Consider the following 24,097-nt stretch of genomic DNA (forward strand, 5'->3'; position numbering starts at 1 on the left):
GCGCTCACCTCGTCCGCGGCGGCGGGCCCGGCCGCTTACGGCTCCGGGTGACCTCGTCCACCAGCCCGTAGGCCATCGCGCCCTCGGCGTCGAAGATCTTGTCGCGGTCGATATCGGCCCGGATCCGCTCGGCGCTCTGGCCGGTGTGCCGCACCAGCATCTCCTCGAGCATCGCCTGGGTGCGCCACAGCTCATGGGCCTGGATCTCCAGATCCGAGGCGGTGCCCTCGACCGGTTCGCCGAACGCGGCCTGGTGGATGAGGATCCGCGCACCCGGCAGGGCCAGGCGCTTGCCCGGGGTGCCGGCGGCCAGCAGCACGGCGGCCGCCGAGGCGGCCTGGCCCAGGCAGACCGTCTCGATGTCGCAGGAGACGAAGTGCATGGTGTCGTAGACCGCCGTCATGGCCCCGAACGAGCCGCCCGGTGAGTTGATGTAGAGCGAGATGTCCTGACCGGGCGCGGCGTGCTCGAGATGGATCAGCTGCGCGATCACATCGTTGGCGGCGGTGTCGTCGATCGGGGTGCCGAGGAAGACGATGCGCTCGGAGAGCAGCTTGGCGTACGGGTCCATGGTGTGCGTCCCCGAACTGGTGCGCTCGGTGAACTCGGGCAGGACATAGCGCGCGGTCGGTCGTTCCATCGCGTCACCTCTCGGCGTCGTCGTTCGCGGTGTCGTTGGCTCCGTAAAAAATGTACAGGACGTACATCCAGATATGATGGGAGCATGGCTTACGAGATTCCGGTGACGCAAGCCCGTGCAGAGCTCGCGGAGCTGATCAACCGCGTGGTGTACGGCGGCGAGAGGGTGGTCGTCACGCGCCACGGGAAGCCGCTTGTCGCCCTGGTCTCCGCTGAGGACCTGCGGCGACTCGAGGAGATCGAGACGGGCGCGGAGGAGCAGGTGATCAGCACCGTGTCGTCGATGCGCCCCACCTCGTCCGCTCCGGGCGAACGGGGGCGCTTCGGCATCGCGGCGGAACACCGCGGCCCGGACGCCGGGGATCGGCGTCCGGGCCGCGAGGAGTGACGGACGGGGCCGGACCGGCTCGGCGCCGGTCCGGTGCGGGGGTGCTCGTCAGGAGCTGAGCGTCCAGATCGCGTTGGCGATGGCGTCGGTGTTCAGGTCCAGCGCCTTGTCGTCGATGTTCGACGTCTTGTCGCACGCGGAGTGGTAGCACGGGTCGAACGCCTCGCCCGCCTTGCCGCCCCACTGGTCGGCCTGCTCCTGGCTCATGGTGGCCTCGGCGCCGGTGAACAGACCGCCGACCCGCACGCCCGCGTCCTTGAACGGGGCGTGGTCCGAGCGGCCGTCGCCCTCGGTCTCCGGCTCGGTCGTGATGTTCTTCGCCGCGTACCAGTCCTTGAAGACCTTCTCCAGCTCGGGGTCGTCGTCATAGACGAAGTAGCCCGGGTTGGGGGAGCCGAGCATGTCGAAGTTGAGGTAGGAGTCGATCTTCGACTGCTCGTCGGCCGCCAGGCTGTCGACATAGTGCGTCGACCCGACCATGCCGTCCTCCTCGTCGCCCCACCAGGCGAACCGCAGGTGCTTGGCGGGCTGGAGGTCGGCCTTGGCCACGGCCAGCGCGACCTCGAGGATCGCGGCCGAGCCGGAACCGTTGTCGTTGATGCCGGGGCCGGCCTCGACCGAGTCGAGATGGGAACCGGCCATGACGACCTTGTCGTCGGCGCCACCCTTCCAGTCGGCGATGAGGTTGTAGCCCTTCTTGCCGCCGGAGGTGAACTCCTGGACCGAGGTGGTGAATCCGGCCTCGTCCAGCTTGCCCTTGATGAAGTCCAGGGACTTCTGGTAGCCGGGCTCGCCATGGGCGCGGTTGCCGCCGTTGGCGTCCGCGATGGACTGCAGCTCGCCCAGATCGGCCTTGACGGCCGCGACGTCCACGTCGGGGGCGGCGGCCTTGGCGCTGACGGTGGCCTCGGCGCCGGAGGCGCCGCTCAGCAGGGCCGCGGCGAGCGCGGCACCGGTTGCCGCCGCGAGGCTTCCGCGGCGAATTGACGCTATTCGCTTCACAGTTGGGCTCCGTTGTGATGTGGGGGGTTGGAGCGGAGCAGGTGAATCATGGTGTTGCGGTGATGAGAATCGGGGCTGTGCGGTGGGGCCGTCAAGTGCGATAGCCGGACGTACGGGTCCGCCGAGCGGATGTCGGACGGTGGCCGAGGGGGGCGCGAAGACGTGACGGTGGCCTATGAGACCGTCTTGACCAGCGTCGATCTGATTGATCAGGGTTGCATGGTCAATGGCTCAGTTAACGCCGCCGAAATGCCGCGGAACTAGCCTGCGAAGGCCGGACGCGCGTCGCACCGGACCGTGCGGAGCGGGTGGTTTCCGCCGGATCGGGACTTCCGCGGAATATCAGGGCTTCCGTGGGATATCAGGGCTTCCGCGGGATGAGGGCGAGAATGAGGTGGGAAGCGTGCACTTGACCCCGCATGAGCAGGAACGCCTGCTCATCCATGTGGCCGCCGACGTGGCCGAGAAGCGACGGGCCCGGGGCGTGCTCCTCAACCACCCCGAGGCGACGGCGCTGATCACCGCCCACATCCTGGAGGGCGCCCGCGACGGCCGCGGCGTCGCCGAGCTGATGGCCTCCGGCCGCCGGGTGCTCAGCCGCGACGAGGTGATGGAGGGCGTACCCGAGATGCTCCAGGACGTGCAGGTCGAGGCCACCTTCCCCGACGGCACCAAGCTGGTCACCGTCCATCAGCCGATCGCCTGACAGGGGCCTGCCCATGATCCCCGGAGAGATCCTGTACGCCGATGAGCCGGTGCCCCTCAACGAGGGGCGGCCCGTCACCCGTCTCACCGTGCTCAACGCCGCCGACCGGCCCGTCCAGGTCGGCTCCCACTACCACTTCGCCGAGGCCAACCCCGGCCTCGACTTCGACCGCGCCGCCGCTCGCGGCAAGCGGCTGAACATCGCCGCGGGCACCGCCGTGCGCTTCGAACCGGGCATCCCCGTGGAGGTCGCCCTGATCCCGATCGCGGGGGAGCGGATCGTGCCGGGGCTGCGCGGGGAGACGGGAGGACGGTTGTGAGCGTCGCACGCGAGGCCGCCGGGTGGCACATCGAGACCGGCGGGTGGCACATCGAGGCCGCCGGGCGGGACATAGAAACCGGCGGGCGGGACATCGCGGCCGCCGGGCAGCACATGGACGACGGGGTGCGCTGTCGCCTCGCGGGCGGAGAGACGAACGGAAAGGTGCGGCATGACCGCTGAGCTGAACCGTGCGGCGTACGCCGATCTCTTCGGCCCCACCACCGGGGACCGTATCCGGCTCGCCGACACCGACCTCTTCATCGAGATCGAGGAGGACCGCGCCGGTGGGCCCGGCCGGGCCGGCGACGAGGCGGTCTTCGGCGGCGGCAAGGTGATCCGCGAATCCATGGGCCAGTCCCGCGCCACCCGCGCCGAGGGCGCCCCCGACACGGTGATCACCGGCGCCGTCGTGCTCGACCACTGGGGCGTCGTCAAGGCGGATATCGGCCTACGAGACGGCCGTATCACCGGGATCGGCAAGGCCGGGAACCCCGACACCATGGACGGCGTCCACCCCGACCTCGTCATCGGGCCCGAGACCGAGGTCATCGCGGGCAACGGCAGGATCCTCACCGCGGGCGCCATCGACGCCCATGTCCACTTCATCTCCCCGACCCTCGTCGACCAGGCGCTCTGCTCCGGGATCACCACCCTCGTCGGCGGCGGCACCGGACCCGCCGAGGGCACCAAGGCCACCACCATCACCCCCGGCCCCTGGCACCTCGCCCGGATGTTCGAGGCGCTGGAGGGGTTTCCGGTCAACATCGGGCTGCTCGGCAAGGGCAACACCGTCTCGCGCGAGGCGATGTGGTCCCAACTGCGCGGCGGAGCCCTCGGATTCAAGATCCATGAGGACTGGGGGGCGACCCCCGCCGCCATCGACGCCTGCCTCGGCGTCTGCGAGGAGAGCGGCGCCCAGCTCGCCATCCACACCGACACCCTCAACGAGGCGGGCTTCGTCGGCGACACCCTCGCCGCCATCGCCGGGCGCACCCTCCACGCGTATCACACCGAGGGCGCGGGCGGCGGGCACGCACCCGACATCATCACCGTGGTCTCCCAGCCGAACGTCCTGCCCAGCTCCACCAATCCGACCCGCCCGCACACCGTCAACACCGTCGAGGAGCACCTCGACATGCTGATGGTCTGCCACCACCTCAACCCGGCCGTCCCCGAGGACCTCGCCTTCGCCGAATCCCGCATCCGGCCCAGCACCATCGCCGCCGAGGATGTGCTGCACGACCTCGGCGCGATCTCGATCATCTCCTCGGACTCCCAGGCCATGGGGCGGATCGGCGAGGTGGTGCTGCGCACCTGGCAGACCGCGCATGTGATGAAGCGACGGCGCGGGGCGTTGGCCGGGGATGGCCGCGCCGACAACCACCGGGCGCGTCGCTATGTCGCCAAATACACCATCAACCCGGCGGTGGCCCAGGGCCTCGACGGTGAGATCGGCTCGGTGGAGCCCGGGAAGCTGGCCGACCTGGTGCTGTGGGACCCCGCGTTCTTCGGCGTCAAACCGCAGCTGGTGATCAAGGGCGGCCAGATCGCGTACGCGCAGATGGGCGACGCCAACGCCTCCATCCCGACCCCGCAGCCGGTGCTGCCGCGCCCCATGTTCGGCGCGCTCGGCCGCGCGGCGGCCGCGGGCTCGGTCAACTTCGTGACCCAGGCCGCGTTGGACGACGGCCTGGTGGACCGGCTGGACCTCCGCAAGCGGTTCGCCGCGATCCGCGGCACGCGGGGGGTCACCAAGGCGGACATGCGGGAGAACGACGCCCTGCCGCGGGTCGAGGTCGACCCCGATACGTTCACCGTGACGATCGACGGCGAGCCCGTGGAACCGGCTCCGGCGACGGAACTTCCCATGGCCCAGCGGTACTTCCTCTTCTGACCGGACCGGCCATCATGCCCACGAACGAGACCCCGCCCACTCCTGGGGACGCCCATGGTCCGGCCGCGGGTGGCCTGCCGGTGGGCCTTTCCCCACCCCGCCCCTTCCCTCAACCAAGGGGCTCCGCCCCCTGCACCCCCGGTGCCTCGTCAGCGGACGTACCGGACCGGGTCCGCGAACGGTCGCCCGGGGGCGGAGCTTCTGGCGGGGTCCGGGGTGACGGCCCTGGTGGGGGCGCCGCTCTCGTTCCCCGGGCCCCGGGTGCGCCGTCGCCGGGTGGGTCGGCTTTGGCCCGTTCGGGGGCGGAAGAGGTGCCCTCCGGCGGGGTCCGGGGTGACGGCCCTGGTGGGGTCGCCGCTCTCGTTCCCCGGGTCCCGGGTGCGCCGTCGCCGGGTGGGTCGGCTTTGGCCCGTTCGGGGGCGGAAGAGGTGCCCTCCGGCGGGGTCCGGGGCGATGGCCCTGGCGGGGCCGACGTTCCCGCCCACCCCGGTACGCCGTCATCGGGCGGACCAGGTCGGGCTCGTTCAGGGGCGGAGGACGTGGCTGTAGGGCGTGCGGTGGGGGCCTCGCAACGGGGGCCCGGGGGCGGAGCCCCCGGTGGGATCGGTGCGTTGCTCGTGCTCGCCGATGGGCGGTTTCCGGCCGGAGGCCATGCGCATTCCGGCGGGGCCGAGGCCGCCGTCGCGGCGGGTCGGATCCATGACGCGGCCTCCCTGGAGGCGTTCTGCCGGGGCCGGTTGCACACCGCTGGGCTCACCGCGGCCGGGCTCGCCGCCGCGGCCGCCGCCGGGCTCGATCCGCTCGCGCTGGACGACGCCGCGGACGCCCGTACCCCCAGCCCCGCGCTGCGGGCCACCGCCCGGCGGCTCGGGCGCCAGCTGATGCGCGCCGCCCGCGCCACCTGGCCCTCGCCCGAACTGGACGCCCTGGCCGCCGCCCGGCCGCGCGGGGCGCATCAGCCCGTGGTGCTCGGACTCACCGCGCGCGCCGCCGCGCTGGGCCCGCCGGACGCCGCGTACGCCGCCGGGTACGAGGCGGTGAGCGGGCCCGCGACTGCCGCCGTACGGCTGCTGAGTCTCGATCCCTTCGACGCCACCGCCGTCCTCGCCCGCCTCGCCCCCGAGCTGGACCAGGTCGCGGCGCGGGCCGCCGACGCGGCGCGGCGGGCCCTCGACGAGGGCCCGGGCGCGCTGCCCGCCGCCTCCGCGCCGCTGCTCGACATCGCCGCCGAACAGCACGCCACCTGGTCCGTACGCCTCTTCGCCTCGTAACCGGGCCCGCGCCGCCCCCGCCCACCCCTGTTGGAATTTCGGAGCCGTCTCATGCATCTCGACCACGCGGACACCTACCCCCCGCGCCACACCTACGGCGCCACCGGCCCCCACCGCCCCGACGGCACCCGCCGCGCGCTGCGCATCGGCCTCGGCGGACCGGTGGGTTCGGGCAAGACCGCGACCGTCGCCGCGCTGTGCCGGGCGCTGCGCGACCAGCTCTCCCTCGCCGTGGTCACCAATGACATCTACACCCGCGAGGACGCCGAGTTCCTGCTGCGCAACGCCGTACTGCCGCCCGAGCGCATCACCGCCGTGGAGACCGGCGCCTGCCCGCACACCGCGATCCGCGACGACATCTCGGCCAACCTGGAGGCGGTCGAGGAACTGGAGGAGGCCGTGGGCCCGCTCGATCTGATCCTGGTCGAGTCCGGCGGCGACAACCTCACCGCGACCTTCTCCAAGGGCCTGGTCGACGCGCAGGTGTTCGTCATCGACGTCGCGGGCGGCGACGACATCCCCCGCAAGGGCGGCCCCGGCGTGACCACCGCCGATCTGCTCGTGGTCAACAAGACCGACCTGGCCCCCTACGTCGGCTCGGACCTGGCGCGCATGGCCCGCGACGCCGAGGCCCAGCGCGGTGAACTACCCGTCGCCTTCACCTCCCTGGTCGCCGAGGACGGCGTACGCCCCATCGCCGACTGGGTCCGCGCCCGCCTGGCCGCCTGGACGGCGGCCCCGGCATGACGCCCGCCCGGGACGCCACCACGGCCGGGCCGGAGCGGCCGCCGGCGGGCGGTCCGGCCGGGACGAGTAGTGCATCGCCGCACCCCGCCCCGCGGATGCCCGGGCGCGCCCCGGAGCGGGACGCCGCGGACACGCGGCGGGGCTCGGGCACTTCGGGTGCGGCGGGCATCTCGGGTGGGGCGGACACCTCAGCTGCGGCGTGTGCCTCGGGTACGACGAGCGCCTCGGGTGCGGCGGGCATCTCGGGTGGGGCGGACACCTCAGCTGCGGCGTGTGCCTCGGGTACGACGAGCGCCTCAGGCGCGGCGGGCACCCCACCCGCACCCAACACCCCCGGCACCGGCGTACGGGCCACCGCCCGTCTCGTCGCCGAGGCGGACGGGCGCGGGGGCACCGCGTTGCCCGTGCTCGCCGGGGACGGGCCGCTCGCGCTGCGGCGGACCCGGGGCGGGGGTGGGGAGGCGTGTGTCACCGTGGTCGGGGCCATGAGCGCGCCCCTCGGCGGCGATCGGATCACCCTCGAGGCGACCGTCGGGCCGGGTGCCCGGCTGCGCATTGGTTCCGCCGCGGCCACCATCGCCCTGCCCGGGCGGGCGGCTGGGCCCGCGCACTACGAGATCCGGCTGACCGTCGCCGACGGCGGGAGCCTGCACTGGCTGCCCGAGCCCCTGATCTCCGCCCGCGGCAGCCAACTGCTGATGACCACCCGGGTCGAACTCGCCCCCACCGCCCGCCTGGTGCTCCGCGAGGAGCAGATCCTGGGCCGGACCGGCGAGCCCCCGGGCCATCTGACCAGCCGCCTCACCGTCCACCGCGCCGGGCGCCCGCTCCTCGACCAGGAGCTCGCCCACGGCCCCGGCGCCCCCGGCTGGGACGGCGGCGCGGTCCTCGGCGGCCATCGGGCGGTGGGCCAGCTGCTCGTGGTCGATCCGTCCTATGACGCTCGGCCCCTCGCCCCCCGCCGCCTCGCCGAGACCGCCGTCCTCACGCCGCTGACCGGCCCCGCCGCCCTCGCCACCGCCGTGGCCCCGGACGCCCTCCACCTCCGCCGGGCCCTCGACGCGGCGATCGCCGCCGTGGGCTGATGTTCACGTCTTGATAAAGAAACGGCGGTTTGCCCTGTACTCGGCGGTAAGCAAGACAGAAGAATCCCCCTGACACTCTGTGATCATCGCCGCTCCTGGCGGCGCAACAAAGCAGGGGGATGACTACGTGAGACGCACAGCACTCTTCGGCGCGACCGGCGGTGTGATCGCCGGTGCGCTGATAACCGGTGCGCTGGCCGCCCCCACGGCCGGGGCATCGGAGCGGACGCCCGGCGGGGCCGCCGAGGCCCGAGGCGTGGCGGTGGCCGCGGCCGAGGCCGCGAAGAAGGGCATCGACTGGACGGACTGCCCGGCCGACTGGGGGCTGGCCAAGCCCATCCAGTGCGGCTATGTCACCGTGCCGCTCGACTATGCCAAGCCGAACGGCCGCACCATCAAGCTCGCGGTGGACCGGATCGGCAACACCGGCTCCGCCTCCGAGCGGCAGGGCTCGCTGATCTACAACCCGGGTGGCCCCGGCGGCTCCGGGCTGCGCTTCCCGACCCGGGTCACCAACAAGAACCCGCTGTGGACGAAGGTGTCGAAGGCGTACGACTTCGTCGGCTTCGACCCGCGCGGGGTGGGCCACTCCACGGCCATCTCCTGCGTGGATCCCCAGGAGTACGTCAAGGCACCGAAGTTGGACCCGGTGCCCGACAGCGAGGCGGACAAGCGCGTCCAGCGCAAGCTGGCCCGCGAGTACGCCGCAGGGTGCGAGGAGCGCAGCGGCTGGATGCTGCCGCACATGACGACGCCCAACACCGCCCGGGACATCGACGTCATCCGGGCCGCGCTCGGCGACAAGAAGCTCAACTACCTGGGCGTGTCCTACGGAACGTACATCGGTGGGGTCTACGCGACGCTCTTCCCGACCCATGTGCGCCGGCTGATCGTGGACAGCGTGGTGAACCCCTCGCGGGAGAAGATCTGGTACCAGGCCAACCTGGACCAGGACGTGGCCTTCGAGACCCGCTGGAACGACTGGAAGGCGTGGGTCGCGAAGAACGACGCCGCCTACCACATCGGCGACACCCCGGGAGCAGTCCAGAAGCAGTGGGAGAAGCTGCGCGCGGCCGCCAAGAAGAGCCCCATCGGCGGGGTCGTGGGCCCGGCCGAGCTGCTCGGGTTCTTCCAGAGCGCTCCGTACTACGACTCGTCGTGGGCCACCGTCGCCCAGGTGTGGAGCGACTACCTCGGCGGGGATGAGAAGGCGCTGGTCGAGGCCGCGGGCCCGGACATGTCCGACACCGCGGGCAACATCGCCTCGGAGAACGGCAACGCCGTCTACACCGCCGTCGAGTGCGCCGACGCCAAGTGGCCGACCAGCTGGGCGAAGTGGGACCGGGACAACACCCGGCTCCACCGCGACTACCCCTTCCTGACCTGGTCCAACGCCTGGATGAACCTGCCGTGCGCCACCTGGGGAGCCAAGCAGCGGACCCCGCTGGAGGTGGGGGCCGCCAAGGGGCTGCCCAAGACGCTGATCGTGCAGAGCACCCGTGACGCCGCGACCCCGTACGAGGGCGCGGTGGAGCTGCACAAGCGGCTGGCGGGCTCGCGCCTGGTGACCGAGAGGGACGCCGGTTCGCACGGAGTCACCGGCCTGGTCAACCCGTGTGTCAACGACCGGGTGGACGCCTACCTGCTCAAGGGCACGGTGGACGCCAAGGACGTGACCTGCGCCCCGCACGCCACGCCGGTGCCCGCGAAGTCGGGCGCGTCCGCGAAGGCGGCCAAGGCCGCCAAGGAGGCGGCCGCCGTCGTCAAGTAGCCGGCGGTACGCGGTGATGGGCCGGGCCCGTGCGTTTCCCCGCACGGGCCCGGCGCTGTTTCCCCGAAGTGATCAGGACGCTGGGGAATTCCCGCCGCCCCGCAGCCACGCGTCCTCGGCCGCGTAGTCGAACAGATCGGTCATCGGGTCGTAGGCGGCGGCCATGTCGGGGAAGGCCGTACGCCAGTCCGGGGCGGCCGCCAGCCGGTCCGCCAGCCAGGCGACGGTCGCCGGCAGCGATTCCGCATAGCCGGTCACCGGGCGGTAGCCCAACTCCCGTTCGGCGGCGGACATGTCGTAGACGAGGGGGTGGGCCAGGCTCCAGGGCGTGCTGCCGACATGCGGATGCGGCGGCTCCCCGTCGACCAGCACCAGCTCGCCGCGCACCCCCAGCACCGCGTCCACGGCGGCGGCGATGTCGGCCACCGTCGGGGCCTGCGGATCGCCCGCGTTGAGCACCCGGGAGCCGGGCCGGTGGGCGGCCAGCCGCACCAGCTCCGCGATGTTGTCGACATGCACCGGATGGAACCGGCTGCGGCCGCCGTACGCCAGGATCCGCACCGGCCGCCCGTCCAGCGCCCGTTTGACGAAGTACAGCTCACGGGGGGTGCGGCAGTGCGGGCCGTGGATCGCCCCGGCGCGCAGCAGGGTCGTCGGCAGCCGGTCGCCGGCGGCCAGCAGCTCCCGCTCCAGTGCCACCTTCCGGCTGCCGTAGCGGTCGCCGGGCGGGACGGTCCGCTGGGACTCGGGGACCGGCACCGGATACCGCGGGGCGCCGTCCGGCCGGTCCTGGGTGCCGAAGCCCCGGCCCTGGTCGTCCTCGTACACCGCTCCGGTGGAGATCACCACCGCCGATCCGATCCGGTCGGCGAGCCCCAGCAACTGCCGTGCGTGCGCCCGGCCGTAGGCGACGCAGTCCAGCACCACATCGCAGCCGTCGCCGATCAGCGCGGCCACCGCGGCGTCGTCGTCCCGGTCCACGGCCACGCTCTCCACCGACGCGGGCCAGCTCGCGTCGCGGCCCGCGCCGCGCGAGGCGGCGCGCACCCGCCATCCCTCCTCGGCGAGCGCGCGCACCGCCGCCCGCCCGATCTGCCCCGTCGCCCCGATCACACATGCGCTCCCAGTGCTCATGCCGGGACGCTAGGGGTCCGGGTGCCACGCTGCCCAGGCTCCTTCGCTATGAGCAGATTCGCCCTCGGCCGATCATTCACGGTCAAAGGGTGAGTGCAGATGATCGCTTTTTCGCGCTCTTTGAATTCACCGTGATGCATTTCGAAGAAAAAAGCATCTTCGATTCATGCGACGGTGAAACCGCTAAGCTCCAGGGCCCATGACGGGCTGGTTCATCGCCCGCGTTTTCGCACTCATTTTCTCTTCGCTGTTTTTAAGGATGCCCATGGTTTTCGCCGGCACCTCATCCGGAGGCGGCACCTCACCGGGAGGCCGAAGGCCCGCCTCCACGCTCGTATGGGTCATCCCTCCCGCCGCGATGGCGTTCTGCGCGGCGCTGGCCGTCGCCGTGGTCCCGGCCGGGGCGCGGGCCACGGTCGCCTGGTGCGGCATGGCGGCGACGCTCGCGGTGGCCCTCGCGGCCGCCGAGGCGATGCGCCGCGGCCGGCTGATCGCCACGCTGCGCACCCGGCTCACCGCCCAGGACGCCGAGTCGCGGCGGCGCCTGGCCGACCAGGAGGCGGCGATCCGGCGGCTGACCCGGGAGGTGCTCCCCGAGACGGTGGCCCGGCTGCGGCGCGGCGCCATGGTGCACGAGGCGATGAAGGACGTCGACTACGCACCCCGTCTCGATCCGGACTTCGACGCCGCCCACGAGCAACTGCTGCGGTGGGTGCTGGACACCGTGCGGACCGAGGAGGACCTGAGGGACGCGGCCCAGCGGGCGTTCGTCAACATCGCCCGCCGGGTGCAGGCCATCGTCCACCAACAGGCCATGGACATGCGGGAGATGGAGGACAAGCACGGCGCCGACCCGGACGTCTTCGAGGATCTGCTCCACCTGGACCACGGCAATGCCCTCATCGGCCGGCTGGCGGACTCCATCGCGGTTCTGGGCGGCTCCCACCCGGGCCGCCAGTGGCAGAAGGAGGTGCCGCTGTTCAACGTCTGCCGCGGCGCCATGTCCCGCATCCTCGAGTACGAGCGGGTGGATCTGCACTCGGTGGCGGACGTCGCCATCGTCGGCCCCTCGGTGGAGCCGCTGATCCACGCCCTCGCCGAACTGCTGGACAACGCCACCCGCTACTCGCCGCCCAAGACCCGGGTGCACCTGACCGCGATCGAGGTCCAGTCCGGGGTCGCGATCGAGATCGAGGACGCCGGGGTGGGCCTGTCGGAGGAGGCGCGCAGGCGCACCGACGCGGTGCTGCTCCAGGCGGCCACCGGATTCGACCTCAACGACCTGGGCGAGACACCGCGGCTCGGCCTGGCCGTGGTCGGCAGGCTCGCCGTGAGGTACCGGTTCCAGGTCTCGCTGCGGCCCTCGGCGTACGGCGGGGTGCGCGCGGTGCTGGTCGTACCGCAGGACATCATCTGCCCCACCCCCGCGCCCGGCGGCGCGATCGCCCGCGCGGCCAAACTGCCCCCGCCCAAGCCCATCAAGCGGGCCACCCCGCTGCCGTCGCCCACCCGCACCGGCCCGGTGGCGCAGGGCCGCCCCGGCCCCGGTTTCCGGCAGAACGGCGCCGGACTCCCGCAGCGCCGCCGCCGGATGCCCATGGTCGCCCCGGCCCTCCGCGTCGACTCCGCGCCCCCGGCGGCGCCCGCCCCGCCCCGCGAACCGGCCCGCCGGCCCGTACAGCCGGGGATCTGGCTGGACGCCTTCACCAAGGGGCTCAACGGGGAGCCGATCCCGGGGGCGGACGCCGCCACGGACGCGCCGGGCGCCGCCCTGGACGCGCCGGACCCCCGGGAATCCTCCACCGCCCCGGACAGCCCAAGCACCCCGAACACGTCGGACAAGGATGAGTAGGCAAGTGACGCAACCGCGGTTCAACATGGACTGGATGCTCCGGGACCTGGCGTCGAGCGTTCCGGAGACCCGGCACGTGGTCCTGCTGTCCTCGGACGGCCTGTGCATGGCCCAGGTCGGCACGGACAAGGACACCGCCGACCGCCTGGCCGCCGCCTGCGCCGGGCTGCAGAGCCTCTCCGGCGCGATCGCCGCCGAATTCCCCGAGGGGGACGGGCGGATGCGGCTGGTCGTCATCGAGGTCGACGGCGGGTTCTTCTATCTGATGGCGGCCGGCACCAGCTCATATCTGGCGGTGCTCGCCGAGGACAGCGTGGACGCCGGGCTGATGGGCCAGTGCATGAGAGATCTCGTCGCCCGGCTCGGGGAGCACCTCAGCAGCCCGCCGCGGGTCGACGGACGCGTGACATGAGCGAGCCCGGCAAGCCGTGGGACGAGGGCGGCCCGGAGCGGCTCTACACCGTGAGCCGCGGCCGCGCCCCGCAGGAACCCCGGCACCGGCCCGTCGAGCTCGTCAGCCTGATCGTGGCGCGCGCCGAACCGGAGCCGGGGATGGCCCCCGAGGCCGCGGCCGTGCTGAGGATGTGCCAGTTCCCGCTCTCGGTGGCCGAGATCTCCGCGTATCTGGTCCTGCCCGTCTCCACCGTCACCGTGCTCCTCACGGGGCTGCTGCGGGACGACCGGGTGGAGGCCAGGGCGCCGGTCCCGGCCGCCGTGCTGCCCGACCCCGAACTGCTGCAGGCGGTGATGCATGGACTACAGAACCTCTGAGGGAATCGCCGGACCGCGCAGCGAGGACACCCTCCCGGCCTCCGCGGCCGCCGCCGTCAAGGTGGTGATCGTCGGCGGCTTCGGCGTCGGCAAGACCACCATGGTCGGCTCGGTGAGCGAGATCCGCCCGCTGACCACCGAGGAGACCATGACCCAGGCCGGGGTCGGCGTCGACGACATCGCAGGGATCGAGCGCAAGACCGAGACCACTGTCGCGATGGACTTCGGCCGGATCAGCCTCAACGAACGGCTGGTGCTCTATCTGTTCGGCACCCCCGGCCAGGAGCGGTTCTGGTTCCTGTGGAACGGGCTCTTCGAGGGCGCCCTGGGCGCCGTCGTCCTGATCGACACCCGCCGCCTGGAGGTCAGCTTCGACGCGGTCGGGCGGCTCGAGGAGCGCGGGGTGCCCTTCGTGGTCGCGGTCAACGCGTTCCCCGAGGCCCCCGTCCACCCCATGGCGGAGCTGCGCGCGGCCATGGACCTGCCCGACTCCGTACCGATGATCGACTGCGATGCCCGCGACCGGGCCTCCAGCCGCGACACCCTCCTCGCCCTCGTGCGCCATCTGCAAGCCCTCCACACCGTGACCCCGGAGACACCGTGACTCCTCACCCCGACGACCCCGGCACCGGGCCCGCCGACCTGCCGCCCACCCGGTGCCCCGTCCACCCCGCGCTCTCCGACGGCGGTCTGGTGGACCTCCTCGGGCCCGAGAACGAGAAGGACCCGATGGGGCTGTACGAGCGGCTGCGCGCCGAGCACGGCCCGGTGGCCCCGATCGTGCTCGACGGTGACATACCGGCCTGGCTGCTGCTGGGCTACCGCGAGAACCTGGAGGTCTCCCGCACCCCCTCCCGGTTCTCCCGCGACTCCCGCCACTGGCACGCCTGGAAGGACGGCCGGATCGGCACCGACTCGCCCCTGCTGCCGGTGGTCGGCTGGCAGCCCATGTGCACCTTCGCCGACGGCGACGAGCACGAGCGGCTGCGGGCCGCGCTCACCGAGTCCATGGGGCGCTTCGACCGCCGCGGGATCCGCCGCCATGTCACCCGCTTCACCCACCAGCTGGTGAACGACTTCTGCGCCGACGGAGGCGCGGAAATGGTCACCGCCTTCGCCCAGCAGCTGCCCATGCTCGTCCTCACCCAACTGCTGGGCATGCCCGACGAGTACGGCCCACGGCTGGTCGAGGCCACCCGGGACCTGATGAAGGGCACCGAGACGGCCCTGCGCAGCGACGCGTACGTCACCGACACCCTCAAGGGCCTGGTGGACCGCAGGCGCGCCGAACCCGGCGAGGACCTGGCCTCCTGGCTGCTGGCCCACCCCTCCGGCCTCACCGAGGAGGAGGTGGTCCAGCATCTGCGGCTGGTGCTGCTCACCGGCAACGAGACCACCACCAATCTGATGGCCAACACGCTGCGCATGGTCCTCACCGACCCGCGCTTCCGCGCGTCCCTGGCCGGTGGCCATATGACGCTGCCGGACGCCATCGAGCACGTGCTGTGGAACGAGCCCCCGCTCACGGTCGTCCCCGGCCGCTGGGCCACCGGGGACACCGAGCTGGGCGGTCAGCGGATCAAGGCCGGGGACATGCTGCTGCTGGGGCTGGCCGCCGGGAACGTCGACCCGGCCATCCGCCCCGACATCGCCGCGCCCATGTACGGCAACCGGTCCCATCTCGCCTTCAGCGGCGGCCCCCATGAATGCCCGGGGCAGGACATCGGCCGCGCCATCACGGACACCGCCATCGACACCCTGCTGCTGCGCCTGCCCGATCTGCGGCTGGCCGTGGACGAGACCGAGCTGACCTGGCTCTCGTCCTGGATCTCCCGCCATCTCGTGGAGCTGCCGGTGGAGTTCATGCCCCGGCGCCCCGAGCCGGACATCATGGACCTCCCCGTCGAGTCCCTGTTGCCCCCTCGGCAGCGGGTGCCGTCGGGGCCCGAGGAGCAGGCGGCCACGCCACCGGTCCGGTCCGGCACCGAGGGGCCCGAGGCGGCGGTCCCCGAGCGCGTCCCGTGGTGGGCGGCGTTATGGCGGTGGCTGGTGGGCAGGCCCTCGGGATCCGCTCGGTAGCGATCAGCCGATCAGCCCCGGGCCACCACGACCCCCACGGTCAGCAGTCCGAGCACCACCCAGCTGAACCAGAGCCAGCCGTTGCTCCCCAGCGCCACGGTGTAGGCCGTCACCAGCACCAGACCCCCCACCGTGGCCATCGTCATCGCCTTCGCGGAACCGGGCATCCCCGACCTCCTCACGGCGGTCCCGACGCCCCTTCGCCAGGACCCGGGCCACCCAGGGCCCGGGTCCATGGTCTCGCGGCCCGGGCCCCGGCCGCTACGGGCCGTCCGGCGGGTCTTCATGCAGTTCCGCCGCGTGGCCCGCCGCGGGCGGCGAGACCCGGCGAACCCTCACTGGCTCCGGGACTGGAGCGAGGCCAGATACGCGTTGTACGCCGCGAGCTCCTGGTCGCCGTCCCGGTCCGCGGTGCGGTCGATGCGCCGCGCCTGGCGCTGCTCGGACTTGTACCACTGGTAGACCAGCGCCACCAGCACGATCACCGACGGGATCTCGCTGAACGCCCAGGCGATACCGCCCGCCCAGGTCTGGTCCGACAGCGCGTCGATGCCCAGCGAGGCGGGCGGATGCTTGTACGCGCCGACCATGGGCTCGGACGCCATCATCAGCGCGATGCCGAAGAACGCGTGGAACGGCATGCCCGAGAACAGCTCCAGCATCCGCATCACATAGCCGGGCCGGTGCGGGCCCGGGTCCACGCCCATGATCGGCCAGAAGAAGACCAGGCCCACCGCGAGGAAGTGGACCATCATCGCGATGTGCCCGGCCTTGCTCTCCATCAGGAAGTCGAAGAGCGGGGTGAAGTACAGCGCGTACAGGCTCGCGATGAACAGCGGGATGGTGAACGCCGGGTGGGTGATGATCCGCATATAGCGGCTGTGCAACAGCGCGACCAGCAGCTCCCGGGGCCCCTTGCGGCCGCGCCCGGCCGCCGGGAGGGCCCGCAGGGTCAGCGTGACCGGCGCGCCCAGCAGCAGCAGGATCGGCGAGACCATGCTGATGATCATGTGCTGCACCATATGGACGCTGAACATGACCATGCCGTAGTCGTTCAGCTTGGTGCACATCGCGACCGCGATGGTCAGCACCCCGAGCACGAAGGAGACCACGCGCCCGACCGGCCAGGCGTCGCCGCGCCGCCGCAGCCGCGCGACGCCCCAGCCGTAAAGACCGAGCGCCAGCAGACAGCCGACCAGGAAGAACGGATCGCCGCCGAACTCCAGCCCGCGCGACAGCGTGAACGGCGGCAGATCCATCATCATGCCGTGCCCGCCGTGATCCATCAGCTCTCCCCTTTGTGCGCCTAAACCGGCGCCGCTCTCGCGGACCTGGTTGCTCGCCGTAAGGGTTGCGCAAGTGATGGCCGCGGTTGGAGTCGGCATGAACCGGTTTGTGTCGTCCCTACAGTACGCACTCGGCCTCGGCGTACCGCTCGGCGGGGACCGTCTTCAGCCGCTGCACGGCCGCCGCGAGCGGCACCAGGGTGATGTCCGTGCCGCGCAGCGCCGTGATCGTGCCGAATTCGCCGCGGTGGGCCGCCTCGACCGCGTGCCAGCCGAAGCGGGTGGCCAGCACCCTGTCGTACGCCGTCGGGGTGCCACCGCGCTGCACATGGCCCAGGATGACCGCCCGCGCCTCCTTGCCGAGCCGCCGCTCGAGCTCCACGGAGAGATGGCGGGCGATGCCCGCGAAGCGCTCGTGGCCGTAGACGTCCTTGCCGCCGGCCTCGTAGTCCATCGTGCCCTCGCGCGGCTTGGCGCCCTCCGCCACCACCACGATCGCGAACTTCTTGCCCGCCTCGAACCGCGCCCCGACGGTCCTGGCCAGCTCCTCGATGTCGAACGGGCGCTCCGGGACGACGATGGCGTGGGCGCCCGCGGCCATGCCCGAGTGCAGCGCGATCCAGCCCGTGTGCCGCCCCATGACCTCGACGATCAGCACCCGCTGATGGGACTCCGCGGTGGTCTTGAGCCGGTCCAGGGCCTCGGTGGCGACCCCGACCGCGGTGTCGAAGCCGAAGGTCACATCGGTCGAGGCGATGTCGTTGTCGATGGTCTTCGGCACGCCGACGATCGGCAGTCCGGCGTCCGAGAGCAGCCGCGCGGCCTTCAGCGTGCCCTCCCCGCCGATGGGGATGACCGCGTCCAGGCCGAGCTCCGCCACATGCCCCTTGGCCCGCTCGACACCGTCCCGCAGATGCTCGGGGCGCACCCGGGTGGAGCCGAGGATGGTGCCGCCGAGGGACAGGATGCCGCTCACGGCGTCCAGGTCCAGCTTGCGGTAGTCGCACTCCAGCAGGCCCTTCCAGCCGTCCTGGAAGCCGATCACCTCATCGCCGTGGTCGACGGTGGCGCGGTGGACGACTGACCTGATGACCGCGTTCAGGCCGGGGCAGTCGCCGCCGGACGTGAGCACACCAATGCGCATGGCACGCATACCTCTGTCTGGGATGGGAGCCAACGGCCGGACCGCGTCGTCCGGCGGGACCCCGCCACCCTACAAGCGGGCGGGCGGCGGGGGCGCGGCCTGCGGCCCGATGTCCGCCATGCGGTCACTCCGCGCTCGAACGGCGTCTGAGCTGCGCTCGAGCGAGCGGGGCGCGGCTCAGGCGGGCTGGGTCGCCGCGGCGATCCGCTCGTTGCGCAGCGCCTCGTACCACTGGTCGTTGACCGGCGGCAGCGCGTTCACATCGAGGGCCAGCTTCAGCAGGTGGTCCGCGATGTGCGGGTTGCGGGCCATCACCGGGCCGTGCATGTACGTCCCGAAGACGGTGTCGCTGTACGCGCCCTCGAAGCCGTCCCCGGTGCCGTTGCCGTTGCCGAACCGGACCCGGGCGAAGGGGCGGGCGGTCGGGCCCAGGTGGGTGACGCCCTGATGGTTCTCGAAGCCGGTCAGCGGGGGCAGTGCCAGCCGCTCGTCGATGTCGGCCAGCACGTCCCCGACGCAGCGGGCGCCCTCGCCGCGGGTGCTGACCACGTCCAGCAGGCCCAGGCCCTGCTGCCGCTGCCCGAGGTCGTTGATGAACTCATGGCCGAGGATCTGGTACCCGGCGCACACCGAGAAGACGATCGCCCCGTTGGCGACCGCCCGGCTCAGCCCGCCGTCCCGCATCAGCCGCTCGGCGGCCAGCCGCTGCGGCCGGTCCTCGCCGCCGCCGATCAGATAGATGTCCCCGGAGGTAGGGATCTGCTGGTCGGAGCGGACGTCCAGGCGGGAGACCTCCAGCCCGCGCTGCCGCGCCCGGCGCTCCACCACCAGGACGTTGCCCTGGTCGCCGTACGTGCTCAGCAGGTCGGGGTAGACCCACACCAGACGCAGGCCGTTCTGGCTCGTGCTACGCATCTTCGTGCCTCTCGTACGGGGGTCAGTTGCCGACCCGGCGGCGCAGGTCCTGGAACGCGGTGTAGTTGGCGATCACCTCGATGCGGCCGGGTGGGGAGATCCGCACCGCCTCGTCCACGTCCGCGCAGACCCGGAAGTCCAGCCCGGCGACCTCCAGGCGCACCGCGAGGTCCAGCTTGCGGTCGCCGATCACGCAGATCGGGTGCCCGGCGAGCCGGGTGTAGTCCACGTCCCACAGCCAGGAGGTGTCGGTGCCGTCGGCGCCGCGCGCGTTCACCGAGAGGATCACCGGGGTGGGCGGCGGGTCGATCAGCGAGAAGGTCTCCAGCCAGCCGGCCGGGTTCTTCGCCAGCAGCAGCCGCAGCTGGCGCTCCTGGAAGGTGACCACGTCATACCGGCCGGCCACGGCCTGGACCTGGTACATCCGCTCCAGTGCGACCTGCGGGGGCACCCCGAAGGTGGCGGCGACGGCGGCCGAGGTGGCCGCGTTGGCCTTGTTGGCACGGCCGGGGAGCTGGAGCTGGATGGGCCAGGCGGCGCCGTGCGGGTCGAGGACGTAGTCGCCGTTCAGCGCCCAGCTGGGGACCGGGCGGCGGAAGCCGCACTCCCCGCAGACCCAGTCGTCGCCCGGGCGCTGGAGCACACCGCCGCAGGACGGGCAGGACCAGGCGTCGTCCTTCCACTCCTGCCCGGCCGCGACCCACACCACATTGGGGCTGGAGGAGGCGGCCCAGACGATCAGCGGGTCGTCGGCGTTGGCGATCACGACCGCCTTGCTGCCGGTCAGGCCCTCGCGCCACTTCTCGGCGAGCATCCGGGTCTCGGCGGCGCGGTCGAGCTGGTCACGGGAGAGGTTGAGGAGCGCGATGGCCTTGGGCTCGGTGTCGCGCGCCACACCGGCGAGGTACTTCTCGTCGACCTCGATGACGCCGTAGCGGGCATCGGAGCCGCCCGCCAGGGCCGAGGTGATACCGGCCGGCATATTGGCGCCCAGCGCGTTGGAGACGACCGGGCCGGCCGCCCGCAGCGCCTCGGCGATGAGCCGGGTGGTCGTGGTCTTGCCATTGGTCGCCGACACCAGGATGACGTCCAGGTGCTGCGCCAGCCTGCCCAGCAGATCGGGGTCGAGCCGCAGGGCCACCTTGCCGCCGATCACCGATCCACTGCCGCGGCCCGCGGCCCGCGACACCGCGGCCGCGGCCTTGCCCGCCGTCACGGCCAGCTTGGCCCGCGGTGACAGCGGCTCCGAGTTGCCTGCCATCGTCTTCTCGATCCTCCTCGCATACCGGCGCCGCTCCTGCCCCCCGAGGCGCCGGTGGTATGCCCCCTCCGCGCCGCATCGCCAGCCGGGAGGCCACGGTCGGAGAGCAGCCTATCGAGATCCGGCGGCTGTCCCGAATTCCGACCGCCCGCGCGGGGCCCATCTCACCGGCGCCGTAGGCTTGGCTGCCATGCGACATGGCGTGATCCCGGGCAGCCGCGGAGCGGTGCGTCCCCTGCGGCTCCTCGGCGATCCGGCGCTGCGCGCGCCGTGCGAGGAGGTCACCGCGTTCGACGCCGAGCTGGCGCTGCTGATCGAGGACATGTACGCCACGATGTACGCGGCCCAGGGGGTGGGCCTGGCGGCCAATCAGATCGGCGTGGGGCTGCGGGTCTTCGTCTTCGACTGCCCGGACGACGAGGACCACCGCCATCTGGGGCATGTCGTCAACCCCCGGCCGGTGGCGGCCGACGGGGTGACGGTGCGCGGGCCGGAGGGCTGTCTGTCGCTGCCGGGCGTCGAGGCGGGCACCCCGCGCCACGACCACGCCGTGATCGAGGGCGTGACCATGACCGGGGAGCCGGTGCGGATCGAGGGCACGGGCTTCTTCGCGCGCTGCCTCCAGCACGAGTGCGACCATCTGGACGGCGGGCTGTTCATCGACCGGCTCACCGGGCTGCGGCGACGCAGGGCGCTGCGCGCGATCCGCCGCGCCCCCTGGACCCATTCCAGCCCCTCCGGCGATTGAGGAGCGGGGTCTGGGGCGGAGCCCCAGTTGAGGGACTGCCGGGGCCTCAGAAGCCCGGTGCGCCGACCCGGTCGTCCGCCAGCGACAGCCGCCCCCACAGCAGATCGGTGAGATGGTGCACCAACTGGCCGCGTGCGCACGGGCGGTCGCGCAGCCACCAGTCACCGGCCGCGTGCATCATGCCGACGATCCCATGGCCCCAGACCCGGGCCACCTCGTCGCCGCCGGGACCCAGCTCCAGCCGCTCGGCGATCACCGTGGCCAGCTCCTCGCCGAGCCGGCGCAGCAGCGGGGCGGAGTGGTGGCCCACGTCGAAGCCCTGCTCCGGCTCCGGCTGGCCGTGGTCGGCCGGGTGCATCAGGAAGCGGTACACCTGGGGCCGCGCCTCGATCGCGGCCAGGTAGGTGTCCAGCGTGGCCTCCACGCGCTGCCTGCGGTCGTCGGCGGGTGCGTCCAGGGCGGCGCGCAGCGAGGCGAGCAGGGCGTCGGTGTGGCGCTTGGCGAGCGCGCGGTACAGTCCGCCCTTGTCACCGAAGTGGCGGTACAGAATGGGCTTGGTGATGCCCGCTTCGGCGGCGATGGCGTTCATGGAGGCCTCTGGGCCGTCGCGCAGCACCACCCGGTCCGCGGCCTCCAGCAGCTCCTTGCGCCTCTGCTGGGCCGTCTGCCGCTGGTCGTCCCGCTGGCTGGTCCCGGTCCGCATGCGTTGCCTCCCCGCCCCCGATGTGGTACTCGCGCCGTCGCACCTCGCGCTTCCCGGCGCGATCGCGCTGCGCGCTGAAGCGCAACGTAACACCCGAGGGGGTCGCGGGGCCCGCGTGCCCGGGGGAGTTGACATCGCCTACTGGGCGGTAACAGACTGCTGTTACCGCAGGTAACAAGCACGTGGAGGGGTCATGGCGGAGTTCTCGTTCGAGCTCGACGACGATCAGAAGGCGGTGCGCGACTGGATCCACGGCTTCGCCGCGGACGTCATGCGCCCGGCCGCCGCCGAATGGGACGAGCGCGAGGAAACCCCCTGGCCGATTATCCAGGAGGCCGCCAAGATCGGCCTGTACTCCCTGGACTTCTACGCCCAGCAGTACTTCGACCCCACCGGCCTCGGCATCCCCATGACCATGGAGGAGCTGTTCTGGGGCGACGCGGGGATCGCCCTGTCCATCGTCGGCACCGGCCTCGCCGCCGTCGGCGTCCTGGCCAACGGCACCGAGGAGCAGATCGGCACCTGGATCCCGCAGATGTACGGCGACGCCGACGATGTGAAGGTCGCCGCCTTCTGCTCCTCCGAGCCCGACGCGGGCTCCGACGTCGGCTCGATGCGCACCCGCGCCGTCTACGACGAGGCCACGGACGAATGGGTGCTGAACGGCACCAAGACCTGGGCCACCAACGGCGGTATCGCCAATGTCCACGTGGTGGTCGCGGTCGTCGACCCCGACCTCGGCTCCAAGGGCCACGCCTCGTTCATCATCCCGCCCGGCACCCCCGGTCTTTCCCAGGGCCAGAAGTTCAAGAAGCACGGCATCCGCGCCTCGCACACCGCCGAAGTCGTCCTCGACCAGGTGCGGGTGCCCGGCAGCTGCCTGCTCGGGGGCAAGGAGAAGCTGGACGAACGCCTCGCGCGCGCCCGGGAGCGGGCCAAGTCGGGCGGGGAGCGGCTGAAGAACGCCGCCATGGCCACCTTCGAGGCGTCCCGCCCGGCCGTCGGCGCCATGGCGGTCGGCACCGCCCGCGCCGCGTACGAGGTCGCGCTCGACTACGCCAAGACCCGGCAGCAGTTCGGCCGCCCCATCATCGACAACCAGGGCGTCGCCTTCCAGCTCGCCGACATGCGCACGCGGATCGACGCCGCGCGGCTGATGGTGTGGCGCGCGTCGTGGATGGCCGTGAGCGGCCGGCCCTTCGAGTCGGCCGAGGGCTCCATGTCCAAGCTGTTCGCCAGTGAGACCGCCAAGCAGGTCACCGCCCAGGCGGTGCAGATCCTCGGCGGCAACGGCTTCACCCGCGAGTACCCGGTCGAGCGGATGCACCGCGACGCCGCCATCTACACGATTTTTGAGGGCACCAGCGAGATCCAGCGCCTGGTCATCGCCCGCACCCTCTCCGGCGTCCAGATTCGCTAGGCCGGATCCGCTGTCGCCAGGGACGGCGGACGTGTCAGGCGGGGCCGACGCCCGCGCCAAAACGCCGCTTTCGAGCGGCAAACGCAACCAGCAGCGCGCGGAGCTCTTCACCGGTGAAGTCGGGCCACAGGGTGTCCACGAAGAAGAGCTCCGCGTAGGCCGCACGCCAGAGCATGAAGTTGGAGATGCGCTGCTCCCCGGAGGTGCGCACCAGCATGTCGATGTCCGGCAGATCGGCGTGCGGCAGATGGCGGGTGAACAGCGCCTCGTCGATGGCCCCGGGGTCCAGCGCGCCGTCCGCCGAGGCGCGGGCCAGGGAGGTGGCGGCGCGGGCGATCTCCTCCCGACCGCCGTGGTTGAAGCAGAAGGCCAGCGTCATGGCGCGGTTGTCGCGGGTGTCGTCCTCCGCGCGGCGCAGCGCGGCAAGCGTGGCCCGGGGGAGCCGGGCCTCCGAGCCCAGCCAGCGCAGCCGCACCCCCCGCTCGCCGTAGCCCCGGAAGACGTCCGCCAGCTGGGCGGTGAGCCGCATCAGGGCGGCCACCTCGCCGCGCGGCCGGTTCCAGTTCTCGGTGGAGAAGAAGAACAGCGACAGGTGTTCGATGCCCTCCTCCAGGGCCGTGTCCACCACCCGCGGCAGCGCGAGGACCCCCGCCTGATGGCCGCGGGTGCGGGAGAGGCCGCGCAGAGCGGCCCAGCGGCCGTTGCCGTCCATGATGATGGCCAGGTGCCGCGGCCGCCCCGGCGCCTCGTCCTGGGGGCCGCGGCGCTGCCGTACGACGGCGGGGGCACCGGCGACCGACGCCCGCAGCAGCCGCTTGACGGAGGGCACTCTCCAGGCCCCGACCTCGAACACCCGCGCGTCCCTCCGCCTCGCTTCCCGGCGCCGTGTCTGACGACGCGACGGGGGCGGGGGTTACCTCCCCGGTGGCCGAACCATTCGTTTGGTCGTCACCACCGCCG

General features: G+C 72.4%; 26 protein-coding genes. 16 read left to right on the plus strand and 10 right to left on the minus strand.

The genetic code is table 11. From position 1 onward, the window contains the following. Positions 1-4 precede the first annotated feature (4 nt). Complete coding sequence (locus IEJ02_RS25555; RefSeq protein ID WP_191067017.1) at positions 5-640, minus strand: ATP-dependent Clp protease proteolytic subunit; 636 nt, start codon at positions 638-640, stop codon at positions 5-7. 84 nt (positions 641-724) lie between these two features. Between IEJ02_RS25555 and IEJ02_RS25560 the strand changes: the two genes are divergently transcribed. Continuing rightward, complete coding sequence (locus tag IEJ02_RS25560) at positions 725-1,027, plus strand: type II toxin-antitoxin system Phd/YefM family antitoxin (RefSeq protein WP_191067018.1); 303 nt, start codon at positions 725-727, stop codon at positions 1,025-1,027. A 48-nt stretch (positions 1,028-1,075) separates the two neighbouring features. Here the strand turns inward: IEJ02_RS25560 and IEJ02_RS25565 are convergent, their stop codons facing one another. Beyond that, a complete protein-coding gene (locus IEJ02_RS25565) occupies positions 1,076-2,029 on the minus strand; it encodes a M28 family metallopeptidase (protein ID WP_137981242.1) in 954 nt (317 codons plus the stop codon). A 403-nt stretch (positions 2,030-2,432) separates the two neighbouring features. Between IEJ02_RS25565 and IEJ02_RS25570 the strand changes: the two genes are divergently transcribed. The 8 genes from IEJ02_RS25570 (at position 2,433) to IEJ02_RS25605 (ending at position 9,824) form a co-directional block, all read left to right on the plus strand. Then, positions 2,433-2,735, plus strand: a complete 303-nt coding sequence (locus IEJ02_RS25570) for an urease subunit gamma (protein ID WP_137981243.1) — start codon at positions 2,433-2,435, stop codon at positions 2,733-2,735. A 13-nt stretch (positions 2,736-2,748) separates the two neighbouring features. Further along, positions 2,749-3,054, plus strand: a complete 306-nt coding sequence (locus IEJ02_RS25575; RefSeq protein WP_191067019.1) for an urease subunit beta — start codon at positions 2,749-2,751, stop codon at positions 3,052-3,054. After that, entirely contained in the window at positions 3,051-3,236 is a 186-nt protein-coding gene (locus IEJ02_RS25580; protein ID WP_191067020.1) for a phosphotransferase, read from the plus strand. The genes IEJ02_RS25575 and IEJ02_RS25580 overlap by 4 nt, the downstream gene beginning before the upstream one ends. After that, on the plus strand, positions 3,226-4,950 hold the full coding sequence (locus IEJ02_RS25585; protein ID WP_191067021.1) for an urease subunit alpha: 1,725 nt from the start codon (positions 3,226-3,228) through the stop codon (positions 4,948-4,950). The genes IEJ02_RS25580 and IEJ02_RS25585 overlap by 11 nt, the downstream gene beginning before the upstream one ends. Positions 4,951-5,507: 557 nt before the next feature. Next, complete coding sequence (locus IEJ02_RS25590; RefSeq protein WP_370467130.1) at positions 5,508-6,221, plus strand: urease accessory protein UreF; 714 nt, start codon at positions 5,508-5,510, stop codon at positions 6,219-6,221. Positions 6,222-6,272: 51 nt separating this feature from the next. Continuing rightward, positions 6,273-6,968 carry an urease accessory protein UreG gene (ureG, locus tag IEJ02_RS25595; protein WP_191067022.1) on the plus strand — a complete coding sequence of 232 codons (696 nt, stop codon included), beginning with the start codon at positions 6,273-6,275 and terminating at the stop codon, positions 6,966-6,968. A gap of 239 nt (positions 6,969-7,207) precedes the next feature. Further along, the gene (locus IEJ02_RS25600) at positions 7,208-8,053 is read left to right on the plus strand and encodes an urease accessory protein UreD (protein ID WP_191067088.1); all 846 of its coding nucleotides are present in this window, start codon (positions 7,208-7,210) and stop codon (positions 8,051-8,053) included. Between the two features lie 127 nt (positions 8,054-8,180). Continuing rightward, entirely contained in the window at positions 8,181-9,824 is a 1,644-nt protein-coding gene (locus tag IEJ02_RS25605; RefSeq protein WP_191067023.1) for an alpha/beta hydrolase, read from the plus strand. Positions 9,825-9,896: 72 nt separating this feature from the next. Here IEJ02_RS25605 and IEJ02_RS25610 read toward each other — a convergent pair whose 3' ends face one another. After that, complete coding sequence (locus IEJ02_RS25610) at positions 9,897-10,958, minus strand: NAD-dependent epimerase/dehydratase family protein (protein WP_191067024.1); 1,062 nt, start codon at positions 10,956-10,958, stop codon at positions 9,897-9,899. 265 nt (positions 10,959-11,223) lie between these two features. On the opposite strand from IEJ02_RS25610, the gene IEJ02_RS25615 reads away from it, so the two are divergent. Genes IEJ02_RS25615 through IEJ02_RS25635 form a run of 5 tightly spaced genes read left to right on the plus strand, consistent with a single transcriptional unit; the run spans position 11,224 to position 15,660 of the window. Further along, on the plus strand, positions 11,224-12,810 hold the full coding sequence (locus IEJ02_RS25615; RefSeq protein ID WP_191067025.1) for a sensor histidine kinase: 1,587 nt from the start codon (positions 11,224-11,226) through the stop codon (positions 12,808-12,810). Next, complete coding sequence (locus IEJ02_RS25620) at positions 12,803-13,222, plus strand: roadblock/LC7 domain-containing protein (protein ID WP_037959972.1); 420 nt, start codon at positions 12,803-12,805, stop codon at positions 13,220-13,222. The genes IEJ02_RS25615 and IEJ02_RS25620 overlap by 8 nt, the downstream gene beginning before the upstream one ends. Then, entirely contained in the window at positions 13,219-13,581 is a 363-nt protein-coding gene (locus IEJ02_RS25625; protein ID WP_137981250.1) for a DUF742 domain-containing protein, read from the plus strand. The genes IEJ02_RS25620 and IEJ02_RS25625 overlap by 4 nt, the downstream gene beginning before the upstream one ends. Further along, positions 13,562-14,185, plus strand: a complete 624-nt coding sequence (locus tag IEJ02_RS25630; protein WP_191067026.1) for a GTP-binding protein — start codon at positions 13,562-13,564, stop codon at positions 14,183-14,185. The genes IEJ02_RS25625 and IEJ02_RS25630 overlap by 20 nt, the downstream gene beginning before the upstream one ends. Next, on the plus strand, positions 14,182-15,660 hold the full coding sequence (locus IEJ02_RS25635; RefSeq protein WP_191067027.1) for a cytochrome P450: 1,479 nt from the start codon (positions 14,182-14,184) through the stop codon (positions 15,658-15,660). Before IEJ02_RS25630 ends, IEJ02_RS25635 begins: the two co-directional genes overlap by 4 nt. Before the next feature lie 11 nt (positions 15,661-15,671). On the opposite strand, the gene IEJ02_RS25640 is transcribed toward IEJ02_RS25635, so the two are convergent. The 5 genes from IEJ02_RS25640 to IEJ02_RS25660 all read right to left on the minus strand — a co-directional run bounded on the left by IEJ02_RS25640 (position 15,672) and on the right by IEJ02_RS25660 (position 20,266). Continuing rightward, positions 15,672-15,827, minus strand: a complete 156-nt coding sequence (locus IEJ02_RS25640) for a hypothetical protein (RefSeq protein WP_167442820.1) — start codon at positions 15,825-15,827, stop codon at positions 15,672-15,674. Between the two features lie 168 nt (positions 15,828-15,995). Beyond that, entirely contained in the window at positions 15,996-16,946 is a 951-nt protein-coding gene (locus IEJ02_RS25645; RefSeq protein ID WP_191067028.1) for a cytochrome c oxidase assembly protein, read from the minus strand. Positions 16,947-17,064: 118 nt separating this feature from the next. Continuing rightward, positions 17,065-18,090 carry a 6-phosphofructokinase gene (locus IEJ02_RS25650; RefSeq protein WP_191067029.1) on the minus strand — a complete coding sequence of 342 codons (1,026 nt, stop codon included), beginning with the start codon at positions 18,088-18,090 and terminating at the stop codon, positions 17,065-17,067. 177 nt (positions 18,091-18,267) lie between these two features. Then, positions 18,268-19,005, minus strand: coding sequence for a type 1 glutamine amidotransferase (locus IEJ02_RS25655; RefSeq protein ID WP_137981255.1), 738 nt, complete (start codon positions 19,003-19,005; stop codon positions 18,268-18,270). 22 nt (positions 19,006-19,027) lie between these two features. Beyond that, positions 19,028-20,266, minus strand: coding sequence for a Mur ligase family protein (locus tag IEJ02_RS25660; protein ID WP_191067030.1), 1,239 nt, complete (start codon positions 20,264-20,266; stop codon positions 19,028-19,030). A 190-nt stretch (positions 20,267-20,456) separates the two neighbouring features. On the opposite strand from IEJ02_RS25660, the gene def reads away from it, so the two are divergent. Then, positions 20,457-21,014: a peptide deformylase gene (gene def, locus IEJ02_RS25665; protein ID WP_191067031.1), complete on the plus strand. Its 558-nt coding sequence runs from the start codon at positions 20,457-20,459 to the stop codon at positions 21,012-21,014. Between the two features lie 46 nt (positions 21,015-21,060). Here def and IEJ02_RS25670 read toward each other — a convergent pair whose 3' ends face one another. Beyond that, positions 21,061-21,717, minus strand: a complete 657-nt coding sequence (locus IEJ02_RS25670) for a TetR/AcrR family transcriptional regulator (protein ID WP_191067032.1) — start codon at positions 21,715-21,717, stop codon at positions 21,061-21,063. 193 nt (positions 21,718-21,910) lie between these two features. Between IEJ02_RS25670 and IEJ02_RS25675 the strand changes: the two genes are divergently transcribed. Beyond that, positions 21,911-23,137: an acyl-CoA dehydrogenase family protein gene (locus tag IEJ02_RS25675; RefSeq protein ID WP_191067033.1), complete on the plus strand. Its 1,227-nt coding sequence runs from the start codon at positions 21,911-21,913 to the stop codon at positions 23,135-23,137. 34 nt (positions 23,138-23,171) lie between these two features. Here IEJ02_RS25675 and uppS read toward each other — a convergent pair whose 3' ends face one another. Beyond that, positions 23,172-23,990, minus strand: a complete 819-nt coding sequence (gene uppS, locus IEJ02_RS25680; RefSeq protein ID WP_191067034.1) for a polyprenyl diphosphate synthase — start codon at positions 23,988-23,990, stop codon at positions 23,172-23,174. Positions 23,991-24,097: the final 107 nt, after the last annotated feature.

Origin of the sequence: Streptomyces sp. 5-10, from assembly GCF_014712245.1 — a bacterium.
GTDB classification, from domain to species: domain Bacteria; phylum Actinomycetota; class Actinomycetes; order Streptomycetales; family Streptomycetaceae; genus Streptomyces; species Streptomyces violaceusniger.